The following is a 15,547-nucleotide window of genomic DNA, read 5'->3' as shown; positions in this document are numbered from 1 at the left end:
ATGGAGTGTTTTTATCACAATCCGCGATCCGGGTCGAAAGGATTTGCGCTCGCCCGCGCTTCTGGTCACAAGGCAATGACCTGAGCAAGGGATTTTGGATATTTTTCCAGACTATCAAAATAGAAGGGGCGACCAATATTGCCACACCGAACAGAATGTCGGCCCAGGTAATAGCTACTTAAACAATAGAATGCTTTTCTAATTAATGCGATTAATCCGTAGACTGATATCGGTTAATAAATTAGCAATTAGTGCGAAAATCAATTATTGAGATAATATCGTGGCGTGACTATTTTTTGGCAAAAAGTGCGCATTATGGTGAATGGTGGGGAAGCTTTCAGGCAATAAAAAACCGGCCAGAAGCCGGTCGAAGTGTACAAAAATTATCTTACAGATAATGAAGGTAATAATGAAAATAATGATGATAGCGGGATTATTATAACGTCAGCGTTATGAGAATATTTTGGCACAATGTGCTTATTGAGCGTGACTTTTGTATGGCTGTCTTTTTTTTCTTAAAGATTTGTATAACTTAATGATTTTGTATCTATAAATGTATTTTTTGTCATTGCGTGCCTTATTTTGTCTGTCTGTAATGTTTTGTGGAAGTTCGCGCAAATTTACATTTTGAAACCTTTATTAATCATGGTGAAACACTATCGGATACTTGGTATCATTTTCTTTCTGGATTAATATAACCCTTGTTACCAGAATGGTAATGCACAGTCGTGCTAATAATGCTCAAAAGGGCAGTGGCCATAGCTCGACATAATTAATGAGGATAATAACGATGAAACTTCGAGTACTCTCCCTGATAGTACCCGCACTGCTGGTTGCAGGCACAGCAGGCGCGGCGGAAATCTACAACAAAGACGGTAATAAACTGGATTTGTTCGGTAAAATCGATGGTCTTCACTATTTTTCCGATGATAAAGGTTCCGATGGCGACCAGTCTTATATGCGTTTTGGTCTGCGTGGCGAAACACAAATCAGTGACCAACTGACCGGCTACGGTGAGTGGGAATATCAGGCAAACCTCAACCATGCGGAAAGCCAGGACAACAAAAACTTCACCCGTGTTGGCTTTGCAGGTTTGAAATTCAGTGATTACGGTTCATTGGATTACGGCCGTAACTACGGCGTGCTGTACGACATCGGCGCATGGACCGACGTGCTGCCAGAGTTCGGTGGCGATACCTACGGTGCGGACAACTTCATGTTCCAGCGTACCAACGGCGTGCTGACTTACCGTAACTCAGACTTCTTTGGTCTGGTTGACGGCCTGAACTTTGCTCTGCAATACCAGGGCAAAAACGACAGCGCTACCGAATCCAACAACGGTCGTGACGTGTTGGCGCAGAACGGTGACGGTTACGGCATGTCCGCGTCTTACGATCTGGGCTACGGTATCAGCGCTGCAGCGGCGTACTTCTCTTCCGACCGTACCAACGATCAGAACGGCAATAACAACGCCGGCATTCTGGGCCGTGGTGACAAGGCAGAGGCTTACAGCGGCGGTCTGAAATATGACGCCAACAACGTCTACCTGGCAGCGATGTATACTCAGTCTTACAACGCAACCCGTTTCGGCAGCAGCAACAGCAGCACTTACGGTTACGCCAACAAAGCGCAAAACATGGAAATCGTTGCCCAGTACCAGTTCGATTTCGGTCTGCGTCCTTCCGTGGCTTACCTGCAGTCTAAAGGCAAAGACATCGAACGCGGTTACGGCGATCAGGATCTGATGAAGTATGTTGATGTGGGCGCGACCTACTACTTCAACAAAAACATGTCTACCTACGTTGATTACAAAATCAACCTGATGGATGAAAATGACTTCACCAAGTCTGCCGGTATCAACACCGACGACGTGGTTGCCGTGGGCCTGGTTTACCAGTTCTAAGCAACAGAGTGTGAATCTGATCACGCGGCCTTCGGGCCGCGTTTTTTTTGCCTGCGGTTTGGCACAAATTGGCATTTTCGCGGCACGGATTGCCATTCTGATGTGCCGGGGTTTAACTAAACTTTCGCCGTATATACCCGTCATCTTTCAAGTTGCAGCGTTGTTACCTGCACTTGCTCACCCCAGTTACTTAACTTTTGTAAGCGCCTGGGGATGAGCAAGCTGGCCGCCTAGCTGCAACTTGAAAGCTATAGGGTATAGAGAAATCCGGAGGTGAATATGGAGCTCAAGATAGATCGGGTGATTGAAACGGTACTGTACGTCAAGGATATCGAGCGGGCCGCGGCTTTTTACCAGCAGGTATTAAAACTGCCGGTGATGGTGGCCAATGAGCGTTTTCGCGCCTATGACGTGAGCCAGCAAAGCGTCTTGCTGCTGTTTATTGAAGGCGACTCGGTCAAAGGAGCACATTACCCGGAAGGCTATATCCCCCCGCATGACGGCAGCGGACCGCTGCATATCGGGCTGGCCGTCACGAAAGAACAGCTGCCGCATTGGGAACAGCATCTGGCGGCACATGGCATAGAGATAGAAGGGCGCATGAGCTGGGAGCACGGTGGCGAGAGTATTTATTTCCGCGATCCCGATAATCATCTGCTCGAACTGGTAACTCCGGGGATTTGGGCCAATTACTGATGCTTCCAGGCGGCAGCCAGTGTCTTCAGCATTTCACTTAGCAGCAGCAGCGCGTTCTGGGGTTGCTGCTCAATTTGTACCTTGACGATGGCTCCGTCAATCAGCATCGACAGCATCTCCGCTCGCTGTTCCCGCTCAGGGCTTGTGGGCAGGTGGCTGGCAATGACTTCGGCCATCTGCTTCTTATGCCGGCGTGCGATTTTTAGGCTCTCCGGTAACATATCCGCCAGCTCCACCGCCGTATTGATAAAAGCACAACCGCGGTAATGCGGGTTGCTGAACCATTCCTCAAGGCAGGGCACCAAAGCGAGCATCACATCTCCTCGTCGGGTGGCATGCTGCTCCAAAGACCGACTGAACCAGCTCAGCCACTGATCATGACGGTAGGCAAGAAACGCCTCAATCAGCTCATTTTTACTGGGGAAATGACGATAAAACGTGACCTTGGCTACGCCTGACTCGTTGATGATGCGATCAATGCCGGTCGCGCGTATGCCATCGCGGTAAAACAAATCATGCGCTGTCAGCAGGATGCGCTGACGTGGTGGCAAAGTGCTGGGGGCAACAGACATTAAAACATCTCCTGAAATATCGTTTGGAATGATTGTAGACAAGTCTGTCTACATGCGCTAGCTTAATTGTGTAGACAACTCTGTCTACCTAATGACAACCCAGCAGAGGTGAGCTATGAGCATTAAACCCCCGTTACCGCCGTTTACCCGAGAGTCGGCGATTGAGAAAGTCCGTCTGGCGGAAGATGCCTGGAACAGCCGCGATCCTGAACGCGTCTCGCAGGTCTATTCCGTCGATACCCACTGGCGTAACCGGGCGGAGTTTGTTGATGGTCGCGAGGCCGTTTGCGCATTCTTGCAGCGTAAATGGGCGAAAGAGCTGGAGTATCGGCTGATTAAGGAGTTATGGGCGTTTGATGGGGCGCGTATTGCGGTGCGTTTTGCCTATGAATGGCGTGATGATTCGGGCAACTGGTACCGTAGTTTTGGCAATGAGAATTGGGAGTTTAACCCAGACGGTTTGATGATCAACAGACACGCCTGCATCAACGATATGCCGATCCGCGAGCAGGATCGTCAGTTCCATTGGCCGCTTGGCCGTCGTCCGGATGATATTGCGGCACTGAGTGAATTCGGCTTCTGATTGTCGTTACTGATAATAAGGCCGCAGTTCCGCATGAAGCGCGGAAATAAGACGCTTTTTCCACTCAACTTCTCCCTGCCGATAGTGTGAAAACAGATGGCCAATTGCCAGGTTGTCCAGGTTGTCCAGGTTGTCCAGGTTGTCCAGGATGGGCAGGGTGAATAACCCTCGTTTATCGGGTTGTGCACTGAACCAGGGCTGCGGAACTACCGCCATCAGCGGGGCCGCCCGCAGCACTGGTGGCAACTGGGCATAATCGGCACAGCTGAGCTGGATCCTGCGTTGTAAACCCTGGCGTTCCAACTGACGATCCAGCTCATTTTCCGCCTGTGGCCAAGGGTGACAGTAATAGTGCGCATAGTTTGCCAGTTCGCTGAAGGCCAGACTGCTCTTGTGCTGCAACCTCTGCTGCAAGGGGGCCCCAAATACTGCGACCAGGCGAGTGCTGCCAATCAGTGCATAACGCAGTGCGCTGGTACGCTGTTGATGATCGCCCACTGCGATCACCATATCGATGCTGCCTTCCAGCAGATCGTTCCGCCATGAGCGCCGCTCAAAGTTCTGACAACGGATATCCACATTGGCGAGTGTGCTTTTCTGTGCCAGCAGCGGCAGCAATATCGGATGCAGTGCCGGCGGTGCAACCAGGTTGAAATGTCGTGGTGCATCCTGCAAATGGCCGAACAGTTCACCGTCCAGCGAAGAGAACAATGGCGTTAGTTTCTCTTTAAGCGACAGGGCAAACAGCGTCGGCACCTGGCGATGCCCCTCCCGACGAAATAAAGGCTCATTGAGCACTTCACGCAGGCGGGCCAATGCATGGCTGACGGCCGAAGTGCTGATGCCCAACTTGTCCGCCGTTTTCTGGCTGGAGCCGGTGCTGGTCAACAGATAGAGCACTTTCAGCAGGTTCATGTCCATTTGCAGGATGTTCATTAATGGCCTTCTTAATTGAATACGTTTCAATATTGGGCTGAGTATACTTCAGCCCCGTTTACCTCCATAGAATTGGAACATGAAAAAAAACCTTGGTTATCTGACGGCTATGACGGTTGCTCTGTGTTTCGGCGCTCAGGCGCAGCTTAATCCGGCACAGCCGTTGTCCAGTGCGCCGCCCTATTCGCTTTTTGAACAGTGGGCGCAGCCGGTCGCGCCATTTCAGATGTTCCCGCATGTTTATTACGTGGGTACCCGCAACCTATCGTCCGTGCTGCTGAGCACGCCGGAAGGACTGATTCTTATCGACGCCGCGCTGGACGCCAGCGCTCCGGCGATAAGAGCGCACATAGAGGCTTTGGGTTTTAACATCAAGGATCTGCGCTATATCCTCAATAGCCACGCGCGTCTCGATCAGGCGGGTGGCATTGCGCGTCTGCAAGCCTGGAGCGGGGCAAAAGTTGTCGCCAGCGCTGCCAATGCCCAACAGTTGGCGCTTGGCGGCAAACAGGATTTTGCTCTGGGAGATGCGCTGAGCTTCCCGCCGGTGAAGGTCGATATTATCGTCGGGGAGGGGGACAGCATTACCTTGGGCGACCTGAAATTAACGGCATTGATGACGCCAGGCCATTTGCCGGGGGCCACCTCGTGGCTGACCACGCTACATCAGGGAGGGCAAAGCTACCGACTGGTCTATGCCGACAGCCTGGCAACGCCGGACTACTATCTGATCGACAACAAAAACTACCCCAGTCTGGTGCAGGATATCCGTGGCAGTTTTGCTCGGTTGGCTCAGCAGCAGGCGGATATTTTTATCGCCAATAAGGGAACGCGCTTCGATCTGGATAATAAAATGCAACGCCTGCAGGCTGGCGATCTGGATGCGTTTGTCGATCGTCAGGGGTTGCAGCAATATGTGCAACAGTCACAACAGACATTTGAGGCGCAGTTAAAACAGCAACAAAGTAAAATGTGAATTGCGCTGGTTGGCTACCGTGGCCTGCTGAGGATATTGGCGCGAACCGCACCTATCGACAAAGTGAAATTTGTAGAAAAGCCTTCTCTCTTCTAGACTTAGAGGACAATAAACGTACTCAAAGAGGACAAACCATGACGAATAAGCTGGTTTTAGCCATTTGCACCGCAGCGACTTTCACCCTTCTTGCCGGTTGTACGGCTTATGACAGGGCCGCCAGTTATGTTCAGGAGCCTGTGGTCAGTGATGTAAAAGTAGGAATGACCAAACAGCAGGTACGAGCCATTGCAGGTCCACCGTCAACTACAGCTACTCTGGTTCATGCACAGGGTACCTGCGACACCTACGCGGTGGCGCCACGTGACGGGAAAGTACAAACCTATTTTGTTAGCTACAGCGATACAGGTCATGTGATGAACAAAGGTTATCAGACTTGTTCAGACTACGACTCCCAGCCTAAATAACGGCTGTTATGTTGAGCAATCTGGCCCCGCTTCGGCGGGGTTTTTCATTTTTTAACCGCCAGTGGCATGAAGTTTAACCAAACGCACTTTTTCCTGCTTTTTTTTGCATGAAACGATAGACATTTCATAACGGTAGCGCTAATATCTGCGCCCATTGGAAGGATGGCCGAGTGGTTTAAGGCAACGGTCTTGAAAACCGTCGAGTGTAACAGCTCCCAGAGTTCGAATCTCTGTCCTTCCGCCAAATTTAGCCGGCTTAGCTCAGTAGGTAGAGCAACTGACTTGTAATCAGTAGGTCACCAGTTCGACTCCGGTAGCCGGCACCATATATATATAGTTGTACAGACGGTTAATCCCGTCTACGAACCCCAGCAATCTTAATGATCGCTGGGGTTTTTCGTTTTCCGCCCGCGCCGACCGGGTCCTTAAAGGGCATTGTCAGGCGCAAGATGTTAATCTGTATAAATTGCAACCGGAGGTAGTTATGGGCAGCGGCTTCGAAGATTCAAAAGCTTTGTATATCGGCATATGCACAGTGATAGGCGATGCGGTTTTGGTGTTAATTAATGAAGAACGCGCCACGGAAAAGGCCGATATCATTGATGTGTTGAAAACGGCAATCACCAGAGAAGGCAGGGATGTCAGTCTGGATGAGGCTCGTATACTGGCCGTTGAATGGCTGGAGCGTTAAGCGCTAAAAGCCTATGCTCGCCGGCATTTTCACGAAAAGTGACAGTTTGTTGAAAGACAGTGAGCCATGAATAAGATATAACCAGATAGCGAAAAGATAAGGAGTGTTGGATGAAAAGGGCATTGTTTCTTTTGGTTATTTTAACCCTATCTGGGTGTACAGGCTCTTTGGGCTCAATATTGGGTGTTATTCCGCAAAGTTCCGACGTTTGCCCCCAGGGGAAAAACTCAATCACGGGTGAATGCCGAGTTTAATCATAAAAAAACCAACCGCTAAGGGTTGGTTTTTAAAGGGATTATTGGTCGGCATGAGAGGATTCGAACCTCCGACCCCCGACACCCCATGACGGTGCGCTACCAAGCTGCGCTACATGCCGACGCTGTAACAAATTATACTACCCGTTCCCAATTTCAAATCAAGAGTTCCCCCAACTGACTGATTGTATTTTAAGCAGTTAGTTGGCGATAAAGCGTTTCACATCGGTCAACACCTGCAACAGCAGGGCCAACTGCGGCTTCTCGTCTTTGATTTCTTTGTCGTTCTTATCGTATGCACGGTAGTTACCGCTGCTATCCAATACCAAGGTTTGCGTAGGAGTGGTGATCACTAACAGGCTGTTGTCGCCGGTCGCGACCCAGTTATTCCTGCGCTGGGCGGTAAACAGATCTTCACCCTGCGAATAATCATTAGGGTTAGTTTTCACGTGTAGCAAACGCTGCATCAGCGTACGCATCACGTCGTTATGACCGGTCAGTTTACTGATGGTCTGTGCCGGGGTGCCCGGCCAGTGGATAACCAAGGGGACCTGCAACTGTTGCTGGTTGAAACTGGTACCCGCACCCCAGTAGCCTTTGCCGGTGTCATTAAATTCAACGCCGTGCTCTGCGGTTATCACCACTACGGTTTTATCCAGAACACCACGTTCTTTCAGCGTGCTGAGCACCTGAGCAATTTGCGCATCCACATCCTGCGCACCTGCGCGGTAACGCTGAATAAAATCGGCCGGGGCTGGTGTTTTCTCATTGGCCGCAGGTTCAGTACCACGGTAATTGATATAGGAGAACCACGGACCGTTACTGTTTTGGTCAGCCAGCCAGCGTTGCCATTGTTGCGTGGTCGCCGCATCATTTTGCTGTTTTGCTGCCGGCAGCGTGAAGTCGGTCAACAGGGCCTGGCGATACAGGCTGGCGTTAAAACCGTCAGACGAGAACAAACCAAACTGATAACCCTGGGCGCTGAGAGCACTGACCAGAGCGGAAGGTTTGCGCGCGGCGAGAACGCTGTCCAGATAGGTAGGCGAAATACCGTAGAACAGGCCAAACAGGCCGGTATCCGCATGATTACCAGAACTGTAGTGATCGCTGAAGCGAACATTTTCCTGCGCGAAACGGGTCAGGGCAGGCATATCCTGTTTCATATCCTGCTCACGAACGCCATCCACCACGATCATCAGCAGGTTATAGCCGCTGCCTTTGTCGCTGTAGCTAAGATCGTTCAGCGGATATTCCACCGCAACGGCTTCCGGATTCCCTTGCTGCACCAGGCGGCGTTCATATTCCTGCGAATCGAGCAGGCCGTGTTTTTCAAGGAATTTACGTGCGGTCATCGGGTACGACAACGGCAGGTTGGCCCGCTGCATGGTGATCGGACGGTAGAAGTTGGCGTCGGCCCAGATATAAATCAGGTGCGAGGCGAAAAAGGCACTGATGAACAGTGCGGCCAGCGGCTTGCCGAATCGTTGACGGTTCAGACTGCGCAGCTTTTGCCAGCTCCAGGTACCAAACAGCATCTCCACCAGGAAGATAACCGGCACGCAAATGAACATCAGCTGCCAGTCGCGCGCCAGTTCACTTTGATCCGGGTTGATCACCAGTTCCCACACCACCGGGTTAAGGTGAAGATGGAAATGCGTGAACACTTCACTGTCTACCAGCAATAGCGTTAACCCGGCGGTAGCCAGGGCGGCGGAAATAAATCGCAACAGCCGCTGCGACATCACCACAAAGGTGAGCGGGAAAATTACCAGCAGGTAGCCGGCGAAAACGATAAAGCTGAAATGCCCCAGCAGGCTGACCAGCGCATAAACCCGACCCAACAGGGAAGAGGGCCAGTCGGTGACAAACAGGTAGCGGCTACCCAGCCCGAGGGCAAGCAGGATATTGAATAAGGCGAACCAGTGCCCCCAGCTAATCATCTGGGAGACTTTTTCACGATAACGCTGACGGTTTGTCACCATAATTAATTATTAATGCGCTTTATCTTCACGAATAGAAGCTTGCAGAGCTTCTGCAAACGATTTTGCCAATGTTTTCCGCTGCGCGGGAGCCACACTGGTATTGATCAGATTAGTTACCATGTTGCCCAGCACCATCAGAGAAAGATCGGTGGGAGTATGGTGTTTTTCCAGAACATTAACCAGCTCGGAGAGCAGCTGTTCAACGTGTTCGTCACTGTAACGGGATGATTGTGGCATAAAAATTGCGCTCAAAGCCTGACAAAGTCCCATATCTTACCGTATAGGACAGTGATTTTCCGCTCTTTTATCGATTCCCTTTGTCTTTCAAACCGCAGCGTAGCGGGGCTCCCTTTACGGCGGCTGGGCAACTCTCGTTGTGTCACCTGAAATCCATCGGTTCTGCCAGCCATTTACGACCTGAATGGGCGCTGGAAATTTATTGATGTCTGGTGATGAGATCACTGCTTTAAAGTTGCAGCACGGTAGCCTTCAGTGTTTGAATACGCGCCTAAAGAACAGGAGGATTTACCATGAGTCTGGATATCGACCAGATCGCTCTGCACCAGTTGGTCAAACGCGACGAACAAACGCTGGATGTGGTGCTGCGCGATTCTCTGCTGCCCACCAATGCGGCGGTGGAAGAGATGATGGAAGAGCTGCATCGTGTCTACAGTGCCAAGAGTAAGGCTTACGGCCTGTTCAATGAAGGCAGTGAGCTGGCGGACGCGTTGCGTACCTGCCGCAAGGAAGATAAGGACTTTCTGGCCTTCAGCCGTGCGGCGACTGGTCGCCTGCGCGATGAGCTGGCCAAGTATCCCTTTGCCGAAGGCGGCGTGGTGCTGTTTGGTCAGTACCGCTATCTGGCGGTGGAGTATTTGCTGATTGCGGTGCTGAACAGCCGCAACAGTTCGCGCGTTAACGAAGAGCTGGATATCAATACCACTCATTATCTGGATATCAACCACGCCGATATCGTGGCACGCATCGATCTGACCGAGTGGGAAACCAATCCGGAGTCGACCCGTTACCTGACTTTCCTGAAAGGGCGGGTGGGCCGCAAGGTGTCCGATTTCTTTATGGATTTCCTGGCGGCGGCCGAAGGTCTGGATACCAAGGCGCAAAACCGGGGCTTGCTGCAGGCGGTTGACGATTACTGCGCCGATGCCCAACTGGACAAGAATGAGCGCCAGTCGGTACGTCAGCAGGTTTACAGCTATTGCAACGAACAGCTGCAGGCCGGTGAAGAAATTGAACTGCAGGAACTGTCGAAAGAGATTGCGCCCGTAGGCGAGAAAGATTTTCTGCAGTTTTCCAGCGAACAAGGTTATCAACTGGAAGACAGTTTCCCGGCCGATCGTGGCACGCTGCGTCAGTTGACCAAGTTTGCCGGCAGCGGCGGTGGTATCAGCATGAACTTTGATGCCATGCTGTTGGGGGAGCGAGTTTTCTGGGATGCGGCTACCGATACGCTAACCATCAGAGGGACGCCACCGAACCTGCGTGACCAGTTACAACGTCGCCAGAACAGCGGCAACAAGTAATTTCACCGGATCGCAGACAATAAAAAACGCCGCAATTGCGGCGTTTTCTACTTCGGCGTCCCGAAAGGTTCGATTTCGTTGCGATTAAACGCGACGGAAGTCGATGTGAGCCAGTTTCGGCTTGAACGGGTGACGCTGTACAGCCTGAACTTTCACTTTGGTTTCTTTACCGTCGATAACCAGAGTTACTGCTTCGCTGTAGAATTCTGGTTTGGATTCCATGTTCTTAACAGAATCATGGTCCAGTTCGATGGAAACTGGAGCTTCTTCGCCACCGTAAACGATAGCTGGGAATTTGTTGGCAATACGCAGGCGGCGGCTCGCACCCTTACCCTGGTCTTTACGTACTTCTACATTGATAGTGAACATTGTTTTTTCTCTAAAAAGAAAATTTACCCTGCTACAGGCGACCCAGTAGCAAGTTCGATTTACCCGTCGCCTTCCAGACCGCAGCCTGTCATGCGTAGGGTATAACCTGCTTTAGCACCGGGCGAACCCAGGCAAAGCGGGCGGCAGTTTAACGGAAAGCCGTCCGCAGGGCAATGGAAACCTGCCCGATTTGCCGGCCGTCAGGATCAAGACAGCTCGTTGGCACGGCGGAAGCGGCCTTGATAATCGAACACTTTTTCCCGTATCTGCCAGAACTGCCCGCGTTTGCGTGCCACTACAAAATCCGGATGGCGCAAGGCCGCTTGCTGGGCCAGCACGTCGGCAGCGGTTTGCCAGGCAAAAGGGACTCCTGGCGCACGCTGATGCGGGCGCAGGAACAGCATTTCGAAGGCTTTGCGCTGCGCCGGGGTCTGTAGCCGGAAACGTTCACTGGTGCTGGTGCCGTCTTCGTCGTAATAAGTGGCTTTCAACCATTCGCCTTTTTCATCACGGCCGCTTTGCAGCTCCATGCCGCCACAGCGCAATACCAAAGCGTCTTTCAACTTCAGCGCAGCCTTCAGCATATCGTCAGGATCGACCAAGACTTCCTGACACTGGTGGCAGCGGCGGGCGGCAATGTCATTCTCAGCGCCGCAATGCGGGCAAATCTTGAAGCGGAAGCGGTAATCGCACTGCTCGCGATGGCCTTCATCATCCTCCAGCCAGCCCTGACAACGGCGACCATAGTGTTCGATGATATCGCCGTTCTCGGTGCATTTGCCCCAAAACAGGTTGGCGAAGCCGCAGCCGGGGCAGAACACCTGTACCGGCTGACTGTCGCCGTGTGGCTTACTGACCCCGACCTCTGGGGTAAACAGATCGTGCGGGTTACCGGCGTAGTCGAGGATCAGGCAATCTTCCTTGCCGGGGGCCAGCCGCAGCCCACGCCCGACGATTTGCTGATACAGGCTGACGGATTCGGTTGGGCGCAGAATAGCGATCAGATCGACATGCGGTGCATCAAAACCGGTGGTCAGTACCGCCACGTTGACCAGGTAGCGCAATTGCTGTTGTTTGAAAGCCTCAATCAGCGCATCGCGCTCGGCTGCGGGCGTTTCGGCGCTGACCAGCGCGGCTTCACCCTGGGGCAGCAGGCCGTGAATTTCACGGGCGTGCTCAACGGTGGAGGCGAAAATCATTACCCCTTTACGCGTTTCGGCATATTCAACGATCTGGCTGATGATGTGCGGCGTAATGCGATTTTGCTGCTTCAGCTCACGGTTCAGGTCGATCTCACTGAACAGGCCGTTGCTTCTGGCCTCCAGACGGCTGAAATCATACTGCACAATAGGCATGTCCAGCCTTTCCGGCGGCACCAGGAAGCCGTTTTTGATCATGTAGCGCAGCGGCAGTTCATAGATGCAGTCACGAAACAGACTGTTGGCATCGCCACGGGTAAAACCGTGATAGTGATACTGATAAATCCAGCCTTTACCCAGCCGGTAGGGCGTGGCGGTCAGGCCCAGCAGCCGCAACTGCGGATTGGTTTTTTGCAGATGCTGAATAATCTGCTGGTACTGACTGTCGTCATCGTCGCTGATGCGGTGGCATTCGTCGATAATCAACAGCGAAAACGCACCGTCAAACAATGGCAGATTACGCGCCACGGATTGTACGCTGCCGAATACCACCTTGCCGGCGCTGTCTTTTTGCTGCAGCCCGGCGGCAAAAATATCGGCTTCCAACCCGTAGGCGCGGTATTTGGCGTGGTTTTGCGCCACCAGTTCTTTCACATGAGCCAGCACCAATACCCGGCCACGCGCGCGCTTCGCCAACTCGGCGATCACCAGGCTTTTACCGGCCCCGGTCGGCAGCACGATCAGCGCCGGTTGTGGGTGCTGACGGAAATGTTTGATGGTGGCTTCGACCGCTTCCAGTTGGTAGGGGCGTAGAGTAAAGGCCATAAATTAACGCCGTGGGTTGAGAAGGGCCGTCAGGAACAGGTTTTGTAACATCTGATCCCACAAAAACAGTGACATTTTACTCCCCTGACGGCTAAAAAATTTCTATTATTATGCCTTCTGAGCGCCGATGGTGCGAGAAGCGTGGAAATTACCTCTGTCAGGGGGCCGTTTCCACCGCTATACTTGCGTGACAGTAATCGCTGTTTCCCCCTCTTCGAACCTGCCCTGTTGCACCTGGTGCAACGGTGGGTGTCATATTTTAGCAATACGATCAATGCGATCATAACAACGACAGGCAAAGCAGATTCAATGCGACTGGACAAGTTTTTATCTCAGCAGTTAGGTGTTAGCCGTGCGCTGGTAGCGCGTGAACTTCGGGCAAAACGCGTCACCGTAGACGGTGAAGTGGTGAAGAGCGGGGCACTGAAACTGACTCCGGAGCAGGAGGTGACGTTTGACGGCAACCCACTGCAACGCCAAAACGGCCCGCGCTATTTTATGCTCAATAAACCGCAGGGTTACGTTTGCTCCACGGACGATCCCGATCATCCGACGGTGCTGTATTTCCTCGATGAGCCGGTGGCCTACAAGCTACATGCCGCCGGTCGCCTGGATATCGATACCACCGGCCTGGTGCTGATGACCGACGACGGTCAATGGTCGCACCGCATCACTTCACCCAAGCATCACTGTGAGAAAACCTATCTGGTGACGCTGGAGCATCCGCTGGCGGAAGATACCGCGCAGCAATTTGCCGAAGGCGTGCAGTTGCATAACGAAAAAGATCTGACCCGACCTGCGCAACTGGAACAAATTGAAGACAAGCTGGTACGCCTGACCATCAGCGAAGGGCGTTATCACCAGGTGAAACGCATGTTCGCAGCGGTCGGCAACCGGGTTCTCGAGCTGCATCGCGAACGTATTGGTGCCATCGTGATGGATGAGGATCTGGCAGAGGGCGAATACCGTCCGCTGACAGAAGAAGAAATCGCCAGCGTTGGTGCTCCGCACCTGCAAGATTAATTCATTACAAGACTACGGCTAATGAAGGAGTCGTCGAACGTGTTACAGAACCGGTCATCTCACCTCGGTTTGATTTTTATTCTGGGCCTGCTTTCCATGCTGATGCCGCTGGCTATCGACATGTACCTGCCCAGTATGCCGGTGATTGCCAAACAGTTCGGCGTCGAGTCGGGCAGCGTGCAGATGACGCTCAGCGCCTATATGCTCGGCTTTGCCCTGGGGCAGTTGTTCTACGGGCCGATGTCTGACAGCATTGGCCGCAAGCCGGTGATCCTGTGGGGAACGCTGATCTTCGCCATTGCCGGTGGTGCCTGTGCGATGGCGCAGTCGATTGACCAATTGATCAATCTGCGTTTCCTGCATGGGCTGTCGGCGGCGGCGGCCAGCGTAGTGATTAATGCCCTGATGCGCGATATGTTCACCAAGGACGAGTTCTCGCGCATGATGTCGTTTGTCATCCTGGTGATGACCATTGCGCCCTTGCTGGCACCGATGATTGGTGGCGCGCTGCTGCTGTGGTTCAGTTGGCATGCGATTTTCTGGACCATGGGAGCCGCGGCGCTGATCGGTTCATTGCTGGTGGCGTTCTTTATTAAAGAGACGCTGCCGAAAGAGCGGCGGCAAAAATTCCATCTGCGTACCACGCTGGGTAACTTCGCTTCCTTGTTCCGCCATAAGCGCGTGTTGAGCTATATGCTGGCCAGCGCCTTCTCCTTCGCCGGTATGTTCTCGTTCCTCAGCGCCGGGCCGTTCGTATATATCGAACTGAATCATGTTTCACCGCAGCACTTTGGTTACTATTTTGCGCTGAATATTGTTTTCCTGTTCCTGACCACGCTGGTTAACAGTCGTAATGTACGGCGGTTGGGCGCGATCAAAATGTTCCGTCTGGGGCTGTTTGTGCAGTTGGCGATGGGGCTGTGGTTACTGGCGGTGAGCGCTATTGGCCTGGGGTTCTGGGCGTTGGTGTTGGGCGTGGCCGTTTATCTGGGGTGTATCGCCATGATTTCCTCAAACGCCATGGCCGTGATCCTGGACGACTTCCCGCATATGGCAGGTACGGCATCCTCTCTGGCAGGTACCTTGCGTTTCAGCATCGGTGCGTTGGTGGGGGCGATACTGGCAATGGCGCCCGGCAAAAGTGCCTGGCCGATGGTTTCCTCAATGGCGCTGTGTAGCATTGTTGCGGTGTTGTTCTATCTGTATGCCAGTCGGCCACGACAAAAATCCTCGTCTGATACCCCCTAGTCTTTTCTTCCTGATCCAGGCTCAGCGTGATGTTGGGCCTGGGTGAAATATCCCCTCCGGCCCAAGCCCGCTCTGAAACCCAATGGCAATGAAGACTTCGTTGCTAAACATAAGTGTGCTAATTAAATCCCCTGCGCACTATCTGTATTCTTTTTGTTAAAAAAATGCTCTGCCTGCTCAGGCAGATAACCCGCCTATCCGTTATTTTCCTGGACTAATACCGGTGAGTAATTTGTTTTAAGGCCATTTATAGTCAATGAGTTAGCTTGTAAGTCACCGTTGTGGTGCGAGACTAAATGTTTCCTCAATGTAAAATTATGCCGAGCAATAAGTAACCGTATTGCA

15 protein-coding genes and 3 tRNA genes are annotated in these 15,547 nt (G+C 52.4%); 11 read left to right on the top strand and 7 right to left on the bottom strand.

Features of this window, described 5'->3' with window-relative positions:
• Window positions 1–790: 790 nt before the first annotated feature.
• Window positions 791–1,903: a porin OmpC gene (locus ACNT1W_RS18740; RefSeq protein WP_218216824.1), complete on the top strand. Its 1,113-nt coding sequence runs from the start codon at window positions 791–793 to the stop codon at window positions 1,901–1,903.
• A 279-nt stretch (window positions 1,904–2,182) separates the two neighbouring features.
• Entirely contained in the window at window positions 2,183–2,599 is a 417-nt protein-coding gene (locus ACNT1W_RS18735; protein WP_017893463.1) for a VOC family protein, read from the top strand.
• On the opposite strand, the gene ACNT1W_RS18730 is transcribed toward ACNT1W_RS18735, so the two are convergent.
• Entirely contained in the window at window positions 2,593–3,171 is a 579-nt protein-coding gene (locus tag ACNT1W_RS18730) for a TetR/AcrR family transcriptional regulator (RefSeq protein WP_419246002.1), read from the bottom strand. The genes ACNT1W_RS18735 and ACNT1W_RS18730 overlap by 7 nt on opposite strands.
• Window positions 3,172–3,286: 115 nt before the next feature.
• Between ACNT1W_RS18730 and ACNT1W_RS18725 the strand changes: the two genes are divergently transcribed.
• Window positions 3,287–3,754, top strand: coding sequence for a DUF1348 family protein (locus ACNT1W_RS18725; protein WP_012145977.1), 468 nt, complete (start codon window positions 3,287–3,289; stop codon window positions 3,752–3,754).
• A 6-nt stretch (window positions 3,755–3,760) separates the two neighbouring features.
• Here ACNT1W_RS18725 and ACNT1W_RS18720 read toward each other — a convergent pair whose 3' ends face one another.
• Window positions 3,761–4,690, bottom strand: a complete 930-nt coding sequence (locus tag ACNT1W_RS18720; RefSeq protein ID WP_419246001.1) for a LysR family transcriptional regulator — start codon at window positions 4,688–4,690, stop codon at window positions 3,761–3,763.
• Window positions 4,691–4,769: 79 nt separating this feature from the next.
• Here ACNT1W_RS18720 and blaSPR point away from each other — a divergent pair, with 79 nt between their 5' ends.
• The 5 genes from blaSPR (at window position 4,770) to ACNT1W_RS18695 (ending at window position 6,821) form a co-directional block, all read left to right on the top strand.
• Window positions 4,770–5,666 (top strand): SPR family subclass B3 metallo-beta-lactamase, encoded by an 897-nt coding sequence (blaSPR, locus tag ACNT1W_RS18715; protein WP_112364091.1) that lies wholly within the window; start codon window positions 4,770–4,772, stop codon window positions 5,664–5,666.
• Between the two features lie 134 nt (window positions 5,667–5,800).
• Window positions 5,801–6,130: an osmotically-inducible lipoprotein OsmE gene (gene osmE / locus ACNT1W_RS18710; RefSeq protein WP_012145974.1), complete on the top strand. Its 330-nt coding sequence runs from the start codon at window positions 5,801–5,803 to the stop codon at window positions 6,128–6,130.
• Between the two features lie 156 nt (window positions 6,131–6,286).
• Window positions 6,287–6,374: transfer RNA gene (locus ACNT1W_RS18705), tRNA-Ser, on the top strand.
• A gap of 6 nt (window positions 6,375–6,380) precedes the next feature.
• Window positions 6,381–6,456 (top strand) — tRNA-Thr (locus tag ACNT1W_RS18700).
• A 158-nt stretch (window positions 6,457–6,614) separates the two neighbouring features.
• A complete protein-coding gene (locus ACNT1W_RS18695) occupies window positions 6,615–6,821 on the top strand; it encodes a DUF2767 family protein (protein WP_017893457.1) in 207 nt (68 codons plus the stop codon).
• Window positions 6,822–7,120: 299 nt separating this feature from the next.
• Here the strand turns inward: ACNT1W_RS18695 and ACNT1W_RS18690 are convergent.
• From ACNT1W_RS18690 to ACNT1W_RS18680, 3 genes are all read right to left on the bottom strand, one after another.
• A tRNA-Pro gene (locus ACNT1W_RS18690) sits at window positions 7,121–7,197 on the bottom strand.
• A 78-nt stretch (window positions 7,198–7,275) separates the two neighbouring features.
• Window positions 7,276–9,057, bottom strand: coding sequence for an LPS biosynthesis-modulating metalloenzyme YejM (yejM, locus tag ACNT1W_RS18685; protein ID WP_259190884.1), 1,782 nt, complete (start codon window positions 9,055–9,057; stop codon window positions 7,276–7,278).
• Window positions 9,058–9,066: 9 nt separating this feature from the next.
• Window positions 9,067–9,294 (bottom strand): YejL family protein, encoded by a 228-nt coding sequence (locus tag ACNT1W_RS18680; RefSeq protein ID WP_017893455.1) that lies wholly within the window; start codon window positions 9,292–9,294, stop codon window positions 9,067–9,069.
• A gap of 293 nt (window positions 9,295–9,587) precedes the next feature.
• Between ACNT1W_RS18680 and yejK the strand changes: the two genes are divergently transcribed.
• On the top strand, window positions 9,588–10,598 hold the full coding sequence (gene yejK, locus ACNT1W_RS18675) for a nucleoid-associated protein YejK (RefSeq protein WP_419246000.1): 1,011 nt from the start codon (window positions 9,588–9,590) through the stop codon (window positions 10,596–10,598).
• An 84-nt stretch (window positions 10,599–10,682) separates the two neighbouring features.
• Here yejK and rplY read toward each other — a convergent pair whose 3' ends face one another.
• Together rplY and ACNT1W_RS18665 are read right to left on the bottom strand one after the other, a co-directional pair.
• A complete protein-coding gene (gene rplY / locus ACNT1W_RS18670) occupies window positions 10,683–10,967 on the bottom strand; it encodes a 50S ribosomal protein L25 (RefSeq protein ID WP_012145970.1) in 285 nt (94 codons plus the stop codon).
• Window positions 10,968–11,173: 206 nt separating this feature from the next.
• The gene (locus tag ACNT1W_RS18665; RefSeq protein ID WP_419245999.1) at window positions 11,174–12,931 is read right to left on the bottom strand and encodes a DEAD/DEAH box helicase; all 1,758 of its coding nucleotides are present in this window, start codon (window positions 12,929–12,931) and stop codon (window positions 11,174–11,176) included.
• Window positions 12,932–13,240: 309 nt separating this feature from the next.
• Between ACNT1W_RS18665 and rsuA the strand changes: the two genes are divergently transcribed.
• Window positions 13,241–13,954, top strand: a complete 714-nt coding sequence (gene rsuA, locus ACNT1W_RS18660; protein ID WP_017893452.1) for a 16S rRNA pseudouridine(516) synthase RsuA — start codon at window positions 13,241–13,243, stop codon at window positions 13,952–13,954.
• 39 nt (window positions 13,955–13,993) lie between these two features.
• Entirely contained in the window at window positions 13,994–15,202 is a 1,209-nt protein-coding gene (locus tag ACNT1W_RS18655; RefSeq protein ID WP_129939562.1) for a Bcr/CflA family multidrug efflux MFS transporter, read from the top strand.
• Window positions 15,203–15,547: the final 345 nt, after the last annotated feature.

Source organism: Serratia sp. NFX21 (assembly GCF_048517035.1).
Taxonomy (GTDB): domain Bacteria; phylum Pseudomonadota; class Gammaproteobacteria; order Enterobacterales; family Enterobacteriaceae; genus Serratia; species Serratia quinivorans.
Note: the sequence above shows the minus strand (reverse complement) of the source record. Positions and strands in the feature narration are given on the sequence as shown.